This is a genomic window from Pseudomonas sp. B19(2017) (genome assembly GCF_002113165.1).
Lineage (GTDB): Bacteria > Pseudomonadota > Gammaproteobacteria > Pseudomonadales > Pseudomonadaceae > Aquipseudomonas.
In genome coordinates, this window is the sequence record NZ_NEJR01000009.1 from 104,589 (window position 1) to 121,108 (window position 16,520).

General features: G+C 66.3%; 13 protein-coding genes. 7 read left to right on the top strand and 6 right to left on the bottom strand.

The window, feature by feature from the left end:
- Nucleotide 1: 1 nt before the first annotated feature.
- Nucleotides 2–1,405: an efflux transporter outer membrane subunit gene (locus tag CAF70_RS14540; protein ID WP_085625416.1), complete on the top strand. Its 1,404-nt coding sequence runs from the start codon at nucleotides 2–4 to the stop codon at nucleotides 1,403–1,405.
- A gap of 121 nt (nucleotides 1,406–1,526) precedes the next feature.
- Here the strand turns inward: CAF70_RS14540 and CAF70_RS14545 are convergent, their stop codons facing one another.
- Nucleotides 1,527–3,137, bottom strand: a complete 1,611-nt coding sequence (locus CAF70_RS14545; protein ID WP_085625417.1) for a PvdJ/PvdD/PvdP-like protein — start codon at nucleotides 3,135–3,137, stop codon at nucleotides 1,527–1,529.
- A gap of 187 nt (nucleotides 3,138–3,324) precedes the next feature.
- Here CAF70_RS14545 and pvdM point away from each other — a divergent pair, with 187 nt between their 5' ends.
- Both pvdM and CAF70_RS14555 read left to right on the top strand, forming a co-directional pair.
- Nucleotides 3,325–4,671: a pyoverdine-tailoring dipeptidase-like protein PvdM gene (gene pvdM, locus CAF70_RS14550; RefSeq protein WP_085625418.1), complete on the top strand. Its 1,347-nt coding sequence runs from the start codon at nucleotides 3,325–3,327 to the stop codon at nucleotides 4,669–4,671.
- A 17-nt stretch (nucleotides 4,672–4,688) separates the two neighbouring features.
- Complete coding sequence (locus CAF70_RS14555; protein WP_085625419.1) at nucleotides 4,689–5,975, top strand: aminotransferase class V-fold PLP-dependent enzyme; 1,287 nt, start codon at nucleotides 4,689–4,691, stop codon at nucleotides 5,973–5,975.
- A 134-nt stretch (nucleotides 5,976–6,109) separates the two neighbouring features.
- On the opposite strand, the gene CAF70_RS14560 is transcribed toward CAF70_RS14555, so the two are convergent.
- A complete protein-coding gene (locus tag CAF70_RS14560) occupies nucleotides 6,110–7,078 on the bottom strand; it encodes an alpha/beta hydrolase (RefSeq protein ID WP_085625420.1) in 969 nt (322 codons plus the stop codon).
- A gap of 141 nt (nucleotides 7,079–7,219) precedes the next feature.
- Between CAF70_RS14560 and CAF70_RS14565 the strand changes: the two genes are divergently transcribed.
- Nucleotides 7,220–8,341, top strand: coding sequence for a cupin-like domain-containing protein (locus CAF70_RS14565; RefSeq protein ID WP_085625421.1), 1,122 nt, complete (start codon nucleotides 7,220–7,222; stop codon nucleotides 8,339–8,341).
- 139 nt (nucleotides 8,342–8,480) lie between these two features.
- On the opposite strand, the gene CAF70_RS14570 is transcribed toward CAF70_RS14565, so the two are convergent.
- From CAF70_RS14570 to CAF70_RS14590, 4 genes are all read right to left on the bottom strand, one after another.
- Nucleotides 8,481–9,872, bottom strand: coding sequence for an aspartate aminotransferase family protein (locus CAF70_RS14570; RefSeq protein ID WP_085625422.1), 1,392 nt, complete (start codon nucleotides 9,870–9,872; stop codon nucleotides 8,481–8,483).
- Nucleotides 9,873–10,090: 218 nt separating this feature from the next.
- Nucleotides 10,091–11,413 carry an ATP-binding protein gene (locus CAF70_RS14580; RefSeq protein ID WP_085625423.1) on the bottom strand — a complete coding sequence of 441 codons (1,323 nt, stop codon included), beginning with the start codon at nucleotides 11,411–11,413 and terminating at the stop codon, nucleotides 10,091–10,093.
- On the bottom strand, nucleotides 11,410–12,093 hold the full coding sequence (locus CAF70_RS14585; protein WP_085625424.1) for a response regulator transcription factor: 684 nt from the start codon (nucleotides 12,091–12,093) through the stop codon (nucleotides 11,410–11,412). Before CAF70_RS14585 ends, CAF70_RS14580 begins: the two co-directional genes overlap by 4 nt.
- Before the next feature lie 120 nt (nucleotides 12,094–12,213).
- Nucleotides 12,214–12,777 carry an NTP transferase domain-containing protein gene (locus tag CAF70_RS14590; RefSeq protein ID WP_085625425.1) on the bottom strand — a complete coding sequence of 188 codons (564 nt, stop codon included), beginning with the start codon at nucleotides 12,775–12,777 and terminating at the stop codon, nucleotides 12,214–12,216.
- Between the two features lie 286 nt (nucleotides 12,778–13,063).
- On the opposite strand from CAF70_RS14590, the gene dsbD reads away from it, so the two are divergent.
- From dsbD to dsbG, 3 genes are read left to right on the top strand one after another with little or no spacing between them, the layout of a single operon-like run.
- Entirely contained in the window at nucleotides 13,064–14,779 is a 1,716-nt protein-coding gene (gene dsbD / locus CAF70_RS14595) for a protein-disulfide reductase DsbD (RefSeq protein ID WP_085625490.1), read from the top strand.
- Nucleotides 14,779–15,615 (top strand): TlpA disulfide reductase family protein, encoded by an 837-nt coding sequence (locus tag CAF70_RS14600; RefSeq protein WP_085625426.1) that lies wholly within the window; start codon nucleotides 14,779–14,781, stop codon nucleotides 15,613–15,615. Before dsbD ends, CAF70_RS14600 begins: the two co-directional genes overlap by 1 nt.
- Before the next feature lies 1 nt (nucleotide 15,616).
- Nucleotides 15,617–16,375 (top strand): thiol:disulfide interchange protein DsbG, encoded by a 759-nt coding sequence (dsbG, locus tag CAF70_RS14605; protein WP_085625427.1) that lies wholly within the window; start codon nucleotides 15,617–15,619, stop codon nucleotides 16,373–16,375.
- Nucleotides 16,376–16,520: the final 145 nt, after the last annotated feature.

The window sequence follows — 16,520 nt, forward strand, 5'->3', positions numbered from 1 at the left end:
CATGACTCTGCCAAGCCGCATCAGCCTGTTGACCTTATGCGTATGCCTCGCCGCCTGCAGTACGCCGCCCACCCCCGCCAGCGGCATCGCCACGCCACCCGCCTGGCAAGGCGAGGTCGCAACAACCTCGGCACAATGGCCAACGGCCCAGTGGTGGCAAGCCTTCGCCAGCCGCGAGCTCGACCGCCTGGTGCAACACGCCCTGCACAATGCCCATGACCTGGCCGCCGCCACGGCGCGGGTGCGTCAGGCCCAGGCCCGCGCGGTCATCGCCGGCGCCCCGCTGCTGCCGGAGCTGACGCTGGGCCTGAACGGCAGCCGCCAACGCCTGCTGCACGGTGAGGGCAACGACCAGCTGGATGTCAGCAGCAACGAACCCACCAGTACCTCGTTCGACATGCAACTCAGCGCCAGCTACGAAATCGACTTCTGGGGCGGCCTGCGGGCAACCCGCGACAGCGCTCTGCGCAGCCTGGATGCCAGCCGCTTCGACCGCCAGACCGTGGCGCTGACCCTGGTCAGCGCGGTGGCCGACAGTTACCTGCAAGGCCTGGCCCTGCAGGAGCAGTTGCGCATTGCCCGCCTCAACCTGCGCAATGCCCAGGATGTGCTGGGCCTGGTCGAGGCACGCCAGCGCAGCGGTTCCGCCACGCGCCTGGAGCTGGCCCAGCAGCGCAGCCTGGTGGCCGCGCAGCAACGCCAGTTGCCGTTACTGGAACAGAAGTGGCAAGACAGCCGGGTCACCCTGGCGACCCTGCTCGGCGAACCGGTGCAGGCGCTACCGGCCAGCCAGGAGGCGATCATCACCCTGCAATGGCCCGCCATAGGCAGCGGCGTGCCCAGCGAACTGCTCACCCGCCGCCCGGACATTGCCGCGGCTGAAGCACGCCTGGCCGCCGCCAGCGCCAACGTGCAGGTCGCCCGCGCCGCCATGCTGCCCAAACTCACCCTCGGGGCCAATCTGGGGGCTGGCGCCAATACCTTCGCCCACTTGTTCGACAGCGGCTACTACACCCTCACCAGCGGCCTGGTCGCGCCGGTGTTCAACAACGGCCGGCTGCGTGCCGCGCATGAACTGGCCGAGGCTGAGCAGGCAGAGTTGCTGGAGGCCTACCGCAGCAGCATCCTGGCCGGTTTTGCCGATGTCGAAAAAGCCCTCAATGCGATCCACGGCGTGGACCGTCAGCGGCAGTGGCAGGATGACGAGGTGGCGCAGGCGCGGCTGGCGTTCGACCTGGCGCAGCAGCGTTATGGCGCGGGAGCGGAGACGTTGTTGAGCGTGCTGGAGACCCAGCGCACTTTGTATGCGGCGCAGGACCAGCAGGCACAACTGCGTCTGGCCCGGTTGCAGGGGAGCGTGGCGTTGTACAAGGCCTTGGGGGGTGGGTGGGTGGTCCGCCAGTAAGGTCGCCTGTACCGGCCCTATCGCCGGCAAGCCAGCTCCCACAGGGCCTGCGCAGGGCTCAAGGCATGCGCTGTACCTGTGGGAGCCGGCTTGCCGGCAATAGGACCGGTACAGGCAGCGACTAGCTCCGCACCTTCAGATTGCGCGCATACCACGGCCGTTGCGGTACCTTGGGCCGCAGCTTGTCGAGCAGGTCGTCATCGCTGTAGATGATGCGCAACGCCAGCTTCATGGTCTCCGGGTCCATCTCTACACTGCGCCCGGGCCGCAAACCCGGCACCGTCGAGCAGCCGTGAGTATCCGGGCCCAGCCACGGATCCGCCACTTGCACCCAGCGCCCTGGCGCAAACCATGGCACGCCATTGACTTCCAGTCGCCGTACCTCGCCCGGGTGCAACCGCTCATGGGCGTGGAACCAGTCCTCGATGCGGTCGTCGATCCAACCGTGAAAGTGCCAGAACACCGGGTTCACATGTGATGAAAACGGGTCACCGAGAAAATCGTTCTGCTCGGCGAACCAGCGTTCGGCAAAATCATCCGGCGTGCGCGCCGTCGGTACCGGCATGCCGTTGGACGGGTCACGCGGCACCGATGCCCAGCGCATGTGCAGCCAGTCGTGCAGGCCCAGTTCCACCTCGGAACCGAACTGGCCCAGGGTCAGGGTGCTGAGGTACTCCGGGTCGGTGTAGCGTGACTCCCAGACCTGAAAGTTGCCATGGAAGGTATCCGGTGTCTTGATGTCGCGCACCCACTGGGTGTATTCCGCATCACCGCTGGCCAGCCAGGTGGGCGGCAGGGCATTGCCGTCATGGTTGTCGAAGTAGCGGGCGAACCCGGCGCGGTCGCGCTCCAGTTCCGGCTGCGGCAGCGGGAAGCGCGGCCATGACGGCAAGTCCTGCAGGGCACGGGCACTGCCAAGCATGTGCCGGTGCATGAAGAAAAAGTCCTCGCCCGAGCCGTTGCGGTCTTTGTGCCGGCCCCGCGCGTCACGCTCGCGGTCACGCGGCCCGGGCTGCCAGCCCAGGCCACGCAGGGCGGCCTGCTTGTCCTTGCCCAGCTTGTGCCATTTGTCCCGCGACGCGTGCCACAGCTGGTGGAACAGACGATGCTCCGGGGCTATCAGCCAGGCCAGCAGTCGCGGGTTCAGCGGGGTACGCTCGCGCGCCTCGGGGAAGGTGCGCTTCAAGGCCAGGAACTGGTTATCCTCCACCGGCAATGTCAGCGCGCGGTCCAGGCGTGCAATGCGCCCGTTCAGGGTCGCCGGCCCGGCGTTGCCGAACCGGCCCCAGACCTCGTCGAGCACGATGTGGCATTCATAGCGGGCCCGGGCCGAAAACAGGCGCCAGCGCAGGGTGCCCGGTTTGTCCGCCAACAGGTCGCCTACCACGCGGTAGCGCGGCTCTTCCTGCCCACGCAGGCGCTCAGGGGTATCCAGGTAACCGCGCAGGGCGCGCCCACTGGTTGTCACATCCAGGAATAGCTCCAGTTCACCTGTGGGAAGGCCGTCCAACCCCGCATCCTTGCCCTGCAGGGTCCAGCGCCAGATCCCGCGCAGGGTATCGCCCAACTGCTGCAGGCGGGTATCGGCCAACTCGACGACGGCCTCGCCAGGGGTTTCCGGGAATTCCTCGGCGGCACGCTGGCGCTGCACATACAGCGCCCCCAGCGCACCGGGCACCACCACACCCGTCAGTGCCACACCGGCGATGAAACCGCGTCGGGAAATCGTCATTGCATACCTGTGCATTCATTGCGGCCATGGGGCACGGCCCGTCCAAGGCTAGAACGTTGCACGGCAGGTGAAATTTAGCGGCGTACAGGGAGCATACGCGGCTAAATTTCCCAGGCGCGAGCTCGTTCACTGCAGGTAGCGGCGGCCTCTGTGCCCATCCCTCGACGGTGAACCTATTGAGACCAAGATGACGACTCCACGCTGGAAGAAAGCCCTGTTTATCAGCCTGGCCACGGCGGTTGCCGCTGGCGCCGGGTTCGCCGCCTGGCACTACTTCGCCACACCTGCCGGCTATTCCAGGGAGGTGACCCGCCAGGCCAACGACCTGCAGGAACGCATCATCTCGTTCGACAGCCATGTCACCCTGCCACTGACCTTCGGCACCGAGGGCAGCGAGGCCGACAAGGATGGCGATGGCCGCTTCGACCTGGCCAAGGCCGCACGCGGACGTTTGTCCGGTGCGGCCCTGACCATTTTCGCCTGGCCAGAATCCTGGACCGGTGACGATGCCCCGCACCGCCCCACCCCTGGCTTCGTCGAGGCCGCCCGCCACACCCAGGAAGTGCGCTACAACGCCATCACCGCCATGGTTCGCGACTTCCCGCAGCAGGTGGGTATTGCCTACACCCCGCAAGACATGCGGCGCCTGCACGGCGAAGGCAAGTTTGCGGTGTTCCTCAGCATGCTCAACGCCTATGCACTGGGTGATGACATCGACCAGCTCGACCGCTGGGCTGCGCGAGGCGTGCGCATGTTCGGCTTCAGTTACGTGGGCAACAACAGCTGGGCCGATTCCTCGCGCCCGCTGCCGTTCTTCAATGACACCGCCGATGCCCTGGACGGCCTGTCGCCGGTCGGCAAGCGCGCCGTGCAGCGCCTGAACGACCTGGGGGTGATCATCGATGTGTCGCAAATGTCCAGCAAGGCGCTGGCCCAGGCCATCGCCCTCAGCCGCGCACCGGTGGTGGCCTCGCACTCGGCGCCACGGGCGATGGTCGATATCAGGCGCAACCTCTCCGACAAGGAGCTGCAGCTGATCAAGGGCAGCGGCGGCGTGATCCAGCTGGTGGCCTTCTCCACCTACCTCAAGCCCTTGAGCCGCAAGACCCAGGACAAACTCAACGCCCTGCGCGCCCGCTACGACCTGCCGCCACTGGCCAACCTCGACTACGCACTGATGCCCGGTGACCCGGTGATCGCCGGCTGGCCCGAACAGAAGGTCGGCCAATACGCCAACGCGCTGTACGGCATTCTCGAGGAAGAACCGCCGGCCACGCTCAAGGACTATGGCGACGCCATCGACTACACCGTGCGCAAGGTCGGCATCGACCATGTCGGCCTGAGCTCGGACTTCAACGAAGGCGGCGGCATCGACGGTTGGCAGAACGCCAGTGAAGCACGCAACGTCACCGCCGAACTGATCAGCCGCGGCTACTCCGAAGCGGATATCGCCAAACTCTGGGGCGGCAACTTCCTGCGGGTGTGGGAGCAGGTGCAGCGCGCCGCGCAACCTGTCGCCACCTCATCCCCCTGACCCTTGCGAGCCATTTGATGAACGATCGTCGCACCTTTCTCAAGCAGGCCGGCCTGCTTGCCGCCGCCCTGCCCCTCACAGGCCCACTGCTGCCGGGCGCCCAAGCGGCAGCTGCACCACCTGTGAACGCCGGCGACTGGGCCGCGTTTCGCAACCTGTTCGAGCTTGACCCGGCGTACGCTCACTTTGCCAACTTCCTGATCACCTCGCACCCACGGCCCGTGCGCGAAGCCATCGAGGCGCTGCGTGCCCGCTTCGACCGCCACCCGGCCCGCATGGTCGACTGGGACAGCCAGTCGGAGTGGAAGCACGAAGCCGCCGTGCGTGAATGGGCCGCTCGCTACCTCGAAGTGACACCCCGGCAAATCGCCCTGACCGGCAGCACCACCGAAGGCCTGGGGCTGATCTATGGCGGGCTGAAGATTGCCCCGGGGCAGGAAATTCTCACCACCGTGCACGAGCATTCGGCCGCCCGTCATACCATGGGTTTTCGCACCCTGCGCGATGGCACAACGGTGCACCGGTTGCGCCTGTTCGACGAACCCGCCAAGGTCAACAGCGACCAGGTACTGGCCACCCTCGCGGCGGCCATCGGGCCGAAAACCCGGGTGCTGGGCATGACCTGGGTACACTCGGGCAGTGGCGTGAAACTGCCCGTAGGCGAGATTGGCGCGCTGGTGCGCGAGGTCAATCGCCAGCGTGACGAGCACGACCAGATCATCTACGTGATCGATGGTGTGCATGGTTTCGGTGTCGAAGACATGCGCTTTGCAGATCTCAACTGCGACTACTTCATCGCCGGCACCCACAAGTGGATGTTCGGGCCACGGGGTACCGGGATCATCTGCGCGGCGTCCACGGAAATGAAGCAGCTGAACCCGACCATTGCCACGTTTTCCGAGAATGAGGATTTTGCCACGGTGATGACGCCCGGGGGCTACCACGCGTTCGAGCACCGCTGGGCATTGGGCAAGGCGTTCGAGCTTCACCTGCAGCTGGGCAAGGCGGCGGTGCAGGCGCGGATTCACGGGCTCAATGGCTATCTCAGGCAGCGTCTTGAAGTGCTGCCGGGGGTCGAGCTGGTGACACCGCGCAGCACGCAGTATTCGGCGGGGTTCACCTTCTTCCGGGTCGCCGGGCAGGATGCTGACGAGATTGCCCGGCACCTCAACAGCCAGCGCATTGTGGTCGATGCAGTGTCGCGGGATGTCGGGCCGGTGGTGCGGACGGCGCCTGGGTTGTTGAATACCGAGGCGGAGATTGAGCGGTTGGTGGATAGTCTGAAGCGCTACCTGCGCGCTTGAAGGTTGCCTGTACCGGCCCTATCGTCGGCAAGCCGGCTCCCACAGGTACTGCACATGACTTGAAGTCGGTGTGGTCGGGGTGGGAGCTGGCTTGCCGGCGATGGGGTGCAACGCGCCCCCCCGGCGAAGCCAAGTCAGGACTGGCCGCCGACCCGCTTCAACCACTCCCCGACATCCCGGTAAATCTCGTCCACCTGCCCGACGATCCCCGACATGCGCAAGAAATCATGGGTCAACCCCTCCACCCGGGCAAAGGTCACTGCCGTGCCCCCCGCCAGCAGCCAGTCACGATAGGCCATGCCCTCGTCATGCAACGGGTCATATTCGGCCACGAACAGGTAAGCCGGTGCCAAAGGCTGGCGCAGCGTCGACAGCAACGGCGACACCCGCCAGTCCTGGCGCTGCACGGGCAGCGGTGCATAGTGCTGGTAGAACCACTCCAGGGTGGCCGTTTCCAGCAGGTAGCCCTCGGCATGCTCGCGATGGGACTCACGCTGGCAGGAAATATCGGTCACCGGGTAGAACAGCAACTGTGCCTGCGGCTTGAACGCCAGCGCCTCGGGCTGCTCCACCGCGGTAATGGCCAGCACCGCCGCCAGGCTCGCGCCCACGCTGTCCCCTGCCAGCACCACCCGGCGATTGTCCAGGCCCAGCGACGCCGCCTGCTCGGCCAGCCAGTTGGCCGCGTCCAGCGCGTCGTGCAGGGCCACCGGGAACTGCTGCTCCGGTGCCAGCCGGTAGTCTGCCGCCAGCACCGCGAACTCGCCCAGGGCTGCCAGGCGGCGGCACACCGAGTCATGCGAATCGAGGCTGCCGACCACGTAGCCGCCGCCATGCAGGTAAAGGATCACGGGCTGCAAGGCAGCCCCCGCATCGCCCCGGCGGTACAGACGAGCAGCCAGGCAGGCACCGTCGCGCGCGGTAATCTGCAACTCGCTGGCCATGACGTTGCCGGGCGGGCTCGGGTCGAGCACCTGCGAGCTGCCTTCGAACTCGGCACGGGCCTGGGCCACATCCATCGCGTGCATGGGCAAGCTCCTGCCCGTCAGCCGGCCAAATTCGACCAGTTCCAGAAATGCTGCCAGATCAGGGTGCAGTGCCATATGGGGTTCCTTGGGTGAAATGTAACTCGAGCCTCCCTACGGGACGTAGCAGCATGGCAAAAAATTACCCGCCCACACGGCTAAATCGTTGGTGCGGGCACTCGTCATTCCTGCACAACGAAAGACCGCCAGAGGCATACCGTGGACCTTCAGAGCATCCTCAGCAAACTGTTCGACAACGCCCATGCCGTCGGCATCGAAGGCGTCTTCCAGTTCGTCTTCAGCCAGGACCGGGCCTTCTGGTCGGAGGTGCGCGACAGCAGCCGCACCGGCGCCGGCCGGCACAGCGCCCCGGACGTCACCATCGAGGTGGCCGAGCGTGACTTCATCGGCATCATGGGCGGCACCGCCAACGTCGAAGAACTGTTCGCCAGCGCCCGCCTGAAGATCAGCGGCAACATGGGCCTGGCCACCCTGCTGCCGCAGATCATCAGCAACGCCCGCCGCGGTGCGCCGGCGACCAAGGTGTCGATGAACCAACGCTACCCGACACCGGCACGCTTCAGCGAACGGCTGTCGGCCGCGCAACCGGCACAGCGTGAGGTGGCACGCATTGCCCGCGCCGACCTGTCGCTGGCGCGCTTCCAGAGCGAATACCTGGAGCACGGGGCGCCGGTGGTCATCAGCGATGCCCTGCAGGACTGGCCGCTGTTCACCATGGGCCGCGAAGCTTCGCTGGAACATTTCGCCGAACTGCAGGGCATCACCCGGCACGGCGACTACGTGAAGAAGACCTTCTCCACCGACCGTGACTTCCGCTCCACCTCCATGGCCGACTTCATCGCCTCGCTCGACACCCCTGCCAAACCCGGCGAAACCCCGGCCTACATGGGCAACAACATCGTGCCGGAAAAGCTGCTGACGCTGATTCGCTTCCCGCAGTATTTCGCCCGCGACAAGTTCATTGCGCCGCGCATATGGATCGGCCCCAAGGGCACATTGACGCCATTGCATCGCGACGACACCGACAACCTGTTCGCACAGGTATGGGGGCAGAAGTCGTTCATCCTTGCCGCGCCGCACCATCGCCCGGCCCTGGGCACCTGGTCGACCAGCCCCAAGGGCGGCCTGGACGGCTGCGACTTCAACCCCGACACCCCGGACTACCAGCGTTTCCCGGCGGCGCGCGAAGTGCCGTTCCTGCGCGTGGTGCTGCAGGCCGGTGACCTGTTGTTCCTGCCTGAAGGGTGGTTCCACCAGGTGGAGTCTGTGACCACCTCGCTTTCGGTGAACTTCTGGGTGAACTCTGGGCGCGGCTGGTAATCAGGATTACCAGGGGGGGCGCTTTGCGCCCCTATCGCCGGCAAGCCAGCTCCCACAGGGACTGCGCCGACCGGAAGGCTTGCGCTGTACCCGTGGGAGCCGGCCGGCGATAGGGTCGCGCAGCGACCCCGGCAATCGGTCAGACCGCCGCGATCAGCGCCTCGGCAAACCGCTGCGCGACCTCATCGATCTGCTCGCCACTGATGATCAACGGCGGCAGGAAGCGCACCACCGCCCCATGCCGCCCACCCAGCTCCAGGATCAGCCCGCGCCTGAGGCACTCACGCTGCACCTTCGCCGCCAACTCACGGTTGGCCGCCGGATGCCCAAGCGCATCCCGCTGGCCTTGCGTATCCACCAGTTCCACCCCAAGCATCAGGCCACGCCCGCGAATATCACCCAACTGCGGATAATCCCGCTGCAACTGCTGCAGGTGCTGGCGCAGGCGCTGGCCCATGGCCTCGGCATGCTCGGCCAGACGATGCTCTACCAGGTAACCGATCACCGCCGAGCCCGCCGCCATGGCCATCTGGTTGCCACGGAAAGTGCCGGCGTGGGCGCCCGGTTTCCAGGTATCCAGCCAGTCACGGTACACCACCACTGCCAGCGGCAGGCTGCCGCCAATGGCCTTGGACAGGGTGACCACGTCCGGGACGATGCCGGCATGCTCGAAGGCGAACATGCGCCCGGTACGGGCAAAACCGCTCTGGATCTCATCGACGATCAACGCCACGCCGGCCTGCTCGGTGATACGGCGTACACCCTTGAGCCACTCGATATCAGCCGGGATGACCCCGCCCTCGCCCTGCACCACTTCCAGAATGACCGCCGCCGGCAGCGGCACGCCGCTTTCCGGGTCGAGCAACAGGTTTTCCAGGTAATGCAGGTTGGCCCTGACCCCGGCTTCGCCGCCCAAACCGAACGGGCAACGGTAGTCGTAGGGGTACGGCATGAACTGCACGCCGTTGCCGAGCAACGCCCCCAGCGGCTGCTTTGGCCCATGGCTGCCCATCAGGCTCAGCGCCCCCTGGCTCATGCCATGGTAGGCACCGTGGAAGGCCAGCACGGTGCTGCGGCCGGTTGCGGTGCGCACCAGCTTCAGTGCGGCTTCCACCGCATCGGTTCCGGTCGGGCCGCAGAACTGCACCTTGGCCTCACGGCGCAACGCCTCTGGCAGCACGCCGAACAGGTCCTGGACGAAGCGGTCCTTGACTGGCGTGGTCAGGTCCAGGGTGTGCAGGGGCAGTTCATCGGCCAGTACCTGCCGGATCGCCTCGACCACCACCGGGTGGTTGTGGCCCAGCGCCAGGGTGCCGGCGCCGGCCAGGCAATCGATGAACTGCCGGCCTTCGACATCTTCCACATGGATGCCACGGGCGCGTTTGAGCGCCAGCGGAATGCGGCGCGGGTAACTGCGGGCGTTGGACTCCTGTTGCTGCTGGCGTTGCAGCAAGGGTGAATCGGTGAACTCGTACAAGACACGCGGCGTGTTGGCCGGCGGGACCTTGGCAAGGCAGGAAGCGGTGGGCATGGGTGAATCCTCGCAAGCAAGCGAAAGTGCGGGTGTTCGTCGCTTGGGAAACGCTTGAGTGCGGGGAGGATTTAGCGGTTATTACTGTATTTTACTCTGCCTGCGCCGGCCCTTTCGCGGGCTTGCCCGCTCCCACAGGGATCGCATGCATCTCAGACCCTGTGCAGTACCTGTGGGAGCGGGCAAGCCCGCGAAAGGGCCGGCACAGACAGTGAAGATTAGCTGGCCGAACGCGCCGGCACCTGCAACAACACCCGCAACCCGTCACTGCGGCTGTCAAACTTCAGGCTGCCAGCACAACGCTGCACGATCGCCTGCACGATCGCCAGCCCCAACCCGCAACCACCACTCTGCCCGTTACGCCAAAAGCGCTCGGTCAGATGCTCAAGGTCCGCCTCGGCAATCCCCGGGCCGTGGTCACGTACCATGAAGCCGACCTGGCCGTCAGCCATCTGCACCTCAAGCTCCACCGCCTCATCACCGCCATGGCGCAGGGCGTTGTCCAGCAGGTTGCGCAGCGCTGCCACCGCCAACGGTGCCGGCATGCCCAGGTAAATCTGCGTGGCCTCTTCCGGCAAGCGCAGCACGATGCGCCGGTTGTCGCCGCCACCGGCATCCTGCACCGCCTGGCGGGCCACCTGCTCGGCGCTGCACTGCACGCCATCCTCGAACGACAGGCTGCCCTCCACCCGCGCCAGCATCAACAACTGCTCCAGCGTGCGGTGCATGCGATCGGCGCCCTGCTCGGCATGCTCCAGCGCCTGCTCGCGTACGGCGCCATCGGTCATCCGCGCTACCTGCAGATGGGTCTTGATCGCCGTCAGCGGGCTGCGCAGTTCATGCGCGGCATCATCGGTCAGGCGCCGTTCACGCTCGATGGTCTGGGCAATGCGCAGGAACAGCTGGTTCTGGGTTTCCAGCAACGGTTGCAGTTCGCTGGGCATGCCCGCCACCTGCAGCGGCTCGACACTGTCCGCGCGCCGGCGGCGCAGGGCATCACGCATGCGGTTGAGCGGCTCCAGGCCTTTGCCCAGGCCGATCCACAACAACCCCAGGCTGCCAAGCAGGGCCATCAGCACCGGCGCCGAGGCCGCCAGCAGGATCGACTGGTTCAGCGCCTCGCGCTCCATGTGCCGGTCGGCGGTGGTAATGCGCACATCGCCATGGTTGTAGGTGAAGGTGCGCCACAGCGCGTCGTCGATGGTCTGGTCACGGAAACCGCTGCGCTCATCGTCCATGGCGCCATCGTGCTTGTGGTTGCTGGCAAGGATCTCGCCACGCAGGGAGCTGACCTGGCAGGCCATGCCATCCGGCACGCTGAACTGGTCGGCGGAAAAGTGCGCCTCCCCGCCCTTGGCGGTCAGCGGCTGCGGCAGCTGGTCGATCAACCCGGCGACCATGCGCGCCGAAGCCACCAGGCGCTGGTCGAGAGAGAACATCATCTGTTGGCGCAGGTCGCGCAGCATCCACGCCGCGGCCAGCACCCAGATGATCACGAAGGCACTGCCCAGGATCAGGCTCAGGCGTACCCGCAGGCTCATGGTGCAGCCCCCTCCGGCGCCTGCGCCGGGCCCAGGCGGTAACCCAGGCCGCGCACGGTCTCGACGATGCCATTGCCCAGCTTGCGCCGCAGATGGTGGATATGCACGTTCAGGGCATTGCTCTCGACTTCGTCGCTGAAGCCGTACACGCAGTCTTTGAGTTGCTCGCCGGACAACACTCGCCCCGGGTTCTGCAGCAGCGCCTGCAACAGGGCCTGTTCACGGCGCGACAGGTCGACCGGCTGCCCTGCCAGCGTTGCCTCGCAGCTACTCGGGTCGTAACGCAGCGGGCCGTGTTCGATCACGTTCACCGCCCGACCGGCCACCCGCCGCAGCAGGGTGTGCAGGCGTGCGGCCAGCTCGCGCAGGTCGAACGGCTTGAGCAGGTAGTCGTCGGCGCCGGCCTGCAGGCCATCGACCCGGTCGGTGACCGCGTCACGGGCGGTGAGCACCAGCACTGGCAGTGTCTCGCCTTTCTCGCGCAGGCGGCGCAATAGCTTCAGGCCGTCTTCGTCGGGCAGGCCAAGGTCGAGGATCATCACGTCGAATTGCGCTGCCTGCAGCATCGCCCGCGCATCGGCGGCGTTGCCCACCCGGTCCACGGTCAGGCCCTGGGCGGTAAGGCCGGCGCAGATGCCGGCGGCGATCAGGTCGTCGTCCTCGCAGAGCAGAACGTGCATGGTGGGGCTCCCGGAGTGGTCTCGCTGGCATTGCACTATGGGGGGATTAAGGGGGGATTATGGACCTATTGTGGGGTGGATTGGGGTGTTCGTCTTGGGGGTGGTGGCGAACACCAGGGCCTAAAGCAACCCCTGCGGCGTATCTACATCCAGCAACACCCCAGCATCCTCCACTTCAACCACCAAGCAACAATCCCGGTGCGCCCGCACCACCGCGCGCGCCCCTTCATCCCCGGCCAATTGCTCCAGTGCCGGCCAGAAATCGCGCCCGAAGATCACTGGATGCCCCTGCTTCCCCGCATGCCGCGGTAACACGATGCTCGATGTACTGGCGGCTTCCGCCAACTGACGCAAGCTTGCCGCTTCGATCCAGGGCATATCACCCAGCAAGATCGCCACCGCCTGCGCCTTGCTGTCAGCTAACGACCTGGCGCCGGCGGCCAGGCTGTGCCCCATGCCCGACGCTGCATCCGGGCTGACGATAATCCGGCAATCGGCAGGCAAGCCAAAATCCTCGCACCACTCGCCCGCGCGCAACACCACGCGCACATCATCGAATACTGCCCGAGCCCGTTCCACACTATGGGCCAGCAGGCTGCGACCATCAGCCAAGGTCGCCCGGCGCTTGTCGGCACCGAAACGCCGGCCGCTTCCTGCCGCCAGCACCAGCGCGACCACGCTCACAGCGCTACCCGACGCTTGATGGAGGTAGCACTGGCGCCCATTACACCTGTAAGGACAATCTCAGCAAGCATGGTCAGGCCAACGATTTTTCCGAATCATGAGCCAATGCAACCATTGCCATGTCGGCATGGCAAGCCCCATTGGCGATGACGCCAAGTGAGGCTGTCGCGGCTGGCCTGGCATCGCGTAGCGTTCCACAGCGCTGCCCTTTGCAGGAAGTGTTTAACCTTGGGTTAATCGACCCAAGCCAGCATGACACCTTTCAATGTGCTGCCAAGGCGAAGACATGCGCATCCTCCTGCTCTTCCTGACACTGCTGCTGGCCGGCCCGTTGCAGGCCAACCCGTTCGCTGTCAAACCCGACTTCCTGCCGGTCAACCAGGCCTTCGTGCTGACCCACGACCGCCAGGCCGATGGCCAGATACGCCTGTTCTTCCAGATCCAGCCAGGCTACTACCTGTATCAGAAACGCCTGAAATTCGACGGTCTGCCTGCCGAACACCACCCGCAACTGCCAGCCGCCCTCAACCATCACGACGAGTTCTTCGGCGACAGTGCGGTGTACCGCGACCAACTCGAACTGCTGCTTCCGGCCGATGCCCAGGGCCAGCTGCGCCTGGGCTGGCAGGGCTGTGCCGACGCTGGCTTGTGCTACCCGCCGCAAACCACGCTGATCGAGCTGGGTGGCAGTGTGGCGCCGGCGGCCGAACAAGCCAGTGATCAGGCATTGGCCAGCGACCTGCAACAAGGCCACCTGGCCTGGAGCCTGCTGGCGTTCTTCGGCCTGGGCCTGTTGCTGGCCTTTACCCCCTGCACGCTGCCGATGCTGCCGATCCTCGCCGGGCTGGTGCTGGGCAATGGCGCCAGTGCCCGGCGCGGCTGGGTGCTGGCGGGGGTCTATGTACTGAGCATGGCCCTGGTTTATGCCGCCCTCGGCGTGGTCGCCGCGCTGCTGGGTGCCAGCCTGCAGGCCTGGCTGCAGCAACCCTGGCTGCTGGGCAGCCTGGCGGGGCTGTTCGTGCTGCTGGCCCTGCCGATGTTCGGCGCCTTCGAACTGCAACTGCCTGCCGCCCTGCGTGACCGCCTGGACCGTGCCGGGCAAGGCACCCGTGGCGGCAACCTGTATGGCGCAGCACTGCTCGGCGCGCTGTCTGGCCTGCTGATGGGCCCGTGCATGACCGCGCCGTTGGCCGGCGCGTTGCTGTACATCGCCCAGAGCGGCGACGTGCTGCAGGGCGCGCTGGTGCTGTTCAGCCTCGGCTTGGGCATGGGCGTGCCGCTGCTGTTGTTGGTGACCCTGGGCAACCGCTACCTGCCCCGCCCGGGCGCCTGGATGAACCGGGTCAAGGGCGTGTTCGGCTTCGTGTTCCTGGGCATGGCGCTGTACACCGTACGCGGCCTGCTGCCCGCAGCCTTGCTGCTGGCCCTGAGCGGCGCCTTGCTGATCGCCCTGGCCTGGGCCGCCTGGCCAGCCCTGCAGCGGTTGCCGGCGTTGCGCGCAGTGCCGCTGCTGGGTGCCCTGTGGGGCGGCCTGCTGCTGGTGGGTGCTGCGGCCGGTGGCGACGACCTTTGGCAGCCGCTGCGCCCGTTCGCCGCTGGCGCGGCTGCGCCGGCCGCCGGCCTGCACGCCGAGGACGCCTTCGTCACCGTCAGCCGCCCCGAAGACCTGCAACGCGAACTGGATGCGGCCAAGGCCCGTGGCGAGTGGGTGATGCTCGACTACTATGCCGACTGGTGCGTGTCGTGCAAGGTCATGGAAAAACAGGTGTTCGCCCGCAGCGACGTGCAGGCCGGCCTGGCCGGCGTACACCTGCTGCGCCTGGACGTGACCGCCGACAGCCCGGCCAGCAAAGCCCTGCTGCAGCGCTACCAGGTTCCCGGCCCGCCCAGCATCATCTGGGTTGGCCCGGAAGGTGACGAACGCCGAGCGCGGCGCATCACCGGGGAAGTGGATGCGGCGGAGTTCCTGCAACACTGGGCCCAGACCAGGAGCCAAGGCTGATGCTGACCGTAACCCTCGGGCCACTGACCATGGCCCTCAACCACCTGCTGATGCTCACCGCCCTGGTGATCGCCAGCGTAGTCGGCTGGTGGGTCGCCCGGCGTGGCGGCGAGAGCCCGGAATCGGCCCTGTTCAACCTGTTCCTGATCGGCGTGCTGTGCGCCCGTGCCGGTTTCGTGCTGGCCTACTGGCCGATGTACCAGGACGACCCGCTACAGATCATCGATATCCGTGATGGCGGTTTCCTGTTCTGGTCGGGCCTGGCCGGTATCGTGCTCGGTGCCCTCTGGCAGGGCTGGCGCAACCCGGGCCTGCGCCGCCCGCTGGGTTGGGCGCTGTTCAGCGGCGCGCTGTTCTGGGGCCTGGCCAGCCTCGGTGGCCACCTGTACAGCAAAGGCACCGAGCTACCCGAACTGAGCCTGCGCAACGCCAGCGGCCAATCCGTAGCGTTGCACAGTTACCGCGGCAAACCGTTGGTGATCAACATCTGGGCCACCTGGTGCCCGCCCTGCCGACGCGAAATGCCGGTGCTGCAACAGGCGCAAAGCGCATACCCGCACGTGACCTTCCTGTTCGTCAACCAGGGCGAGACCCCGGAAAACGTCAGCACCTTCCTCGCCACCACCGGCCTGAGCCTGACCCACGTGCTGTTCGACGGCACCGGCCTGCTGGCCCAACGCGTCGGTTCCATGGCCCTGCCCACCACCCTTTTCTACGACGCCGACGGGCGGCTGATCGGCAGCCACCTCGGCGAGCTGTCCCGGGCCAGCCTGCGCCACGCCCTGGAGCCTTTCGACCGGGCCACCGCGCCCGCCCCTGCCGCACAAGGAAACTGACATGCGATTGACTGCACTGCTGCCCCTGTCCCTGGCCCTGCTGGCTGCCCCCGGCTTGCAGGCCGAAGAACTGCCCAAGGCGATTCAGCAACTGCAAGCCAAGGGCGCCGTGATCAAAGGCAGCTTCGACGCGCCCAATGGCCTGCGCGGGTATGCCGCCGAGTACCAGAATAACGGCCTGGCGCTGTACCTCACCCCTGACGGCAAGCATGTACTGGTCGGCAGCCTGTTCGACGAGCAGGGCAAGGACCTCAGTGCCGAGCCGCTGAAAAAGCTGGTATATGCGCCAATGAGCAAGGAAATCTGGGCGAAGATGGAGAAAACCGCCTGGATCGCCGACGGCAAGGACGATGCACCGCGCAAGGTGTACCTGTTCAGCGACCCCAACTGCCCGTACTGCAACATGTTCTGGGAGCAGGCGCGCCCGTGGGTGGAGTCGGGCAAGGTGCAGTTGCGCCATATCATGGTCGGCATCATCCGCGAGGACAGCCCGGGCAAGTCGGCGGCGCTGCTGGCGGCGCAAGACCCGGCCAAGGCGCTGCAGCAACATGAAAAGGCCGGCAAGGCCAGCACGCTGAAACCGCTGGAGCAGGTGCCGGAGGCGGTGCAGCAGAAGCTGGCAGCGAACATGGCGCTGATGGAAGAAATGGGCTTGCAGGCGACCCCGGCGATTTTCTATCAGGATGAACAGGGCAACCTGCAGAGCCAGCAAGGCGCGCCGCGGCCGGAGTTGCTTGGGAAGATTCTTGGCAAGCGCTGAAAGATGCGGCGTCTGCACCGGCCTCTTCGCGGGCTCGCCCGCTCCCACAGGTAATGCACCTGCCCTGAAGGCTGTGGTGATCCTGTGGGAGCGGGCGAGCCCGCGAAGCAGCCAGCTCGGTGCATGGCACCGGCTGCGCCGGTGT

Bases quoted from the DNA above. Each gene is read 5' to 3' on its own strand.
- CAF70_RS14580 (WP_085625423.1), bottom strand. From the start codon at position 11,413: ATGAGCCTGCGGGTACGCCTGAGCCTGATCCTGGGCAGTGCCTTCGTG.
- CAF70_RS14560 (WP_085625420.1), bottom strand. From the start codon at position 7,078: ATGGCACTGCACCCTGATCTGGCAGCATTTCTGGAACTGGTCGAATTT.
- dsbD (WP_085625490.1), top strand. From the start codon at position 13,064: ATGCGCATCCTCCTGCTCTTCCTGACACTGCTGCTGGCCGGCCCGTTG.
- CAF70_RS14545 (WP_085625417.1), bottom strand. From the start codon at position 3,137: ATGACGATTTCCCGACGCGGTTTCATCGCCGGTGTGGCACTGACGGGT.
- CAF70_RS14555 (WP_085625419.1), top strand. From the start codon at position 4,689: ATGAACGATCGTCGCACCTTTCTCAAGCAGGCCGGCCTGCTTGCCGCC.
- pvdM (WP_085625418.1), top strand. From the start codon at position 3,325: ATGACGACTCCACGCTGGAAGAAAGCCCTGTTTATCAGCCTGGCCACG.
- CAF70_RS14570 (WP_085625422.1), bottom strand. From the start codon at position 9,872: ATGCCCACCGCTTCCTGCCTTGCCAAGGTCCCGCCGGCCAACACGCCG.
- CAF70_RS14540 (WP_085625416.1), top strand. From the start codon at position 2: ATGACTCTGCCAAGCCGCATCAGCCTGTTGACCTTATGCGTATGCCTC.
- dsbG (WP_085625427.1), top strand. From the start codon at position 15,617: ATGCGATTGACTGCACTGCTGCCCCTGTCCCTGGCCCTGCTGGCTGCC.
- CAF70_RS14585 (WP_085625424.1), bottom strand. From the start codon at position 12,093: ATGCACGTTCTGCTCTGCGAGGACGACGACCTGATCGCCGCCGGCATC.
- CAF70_RS14600 (WP_085625426.1), top strand. From the start codon at position 14,779: ATGCTGACCGTAACCCTCGGGCCACTGACCATGGCCCTCAACCACCTG.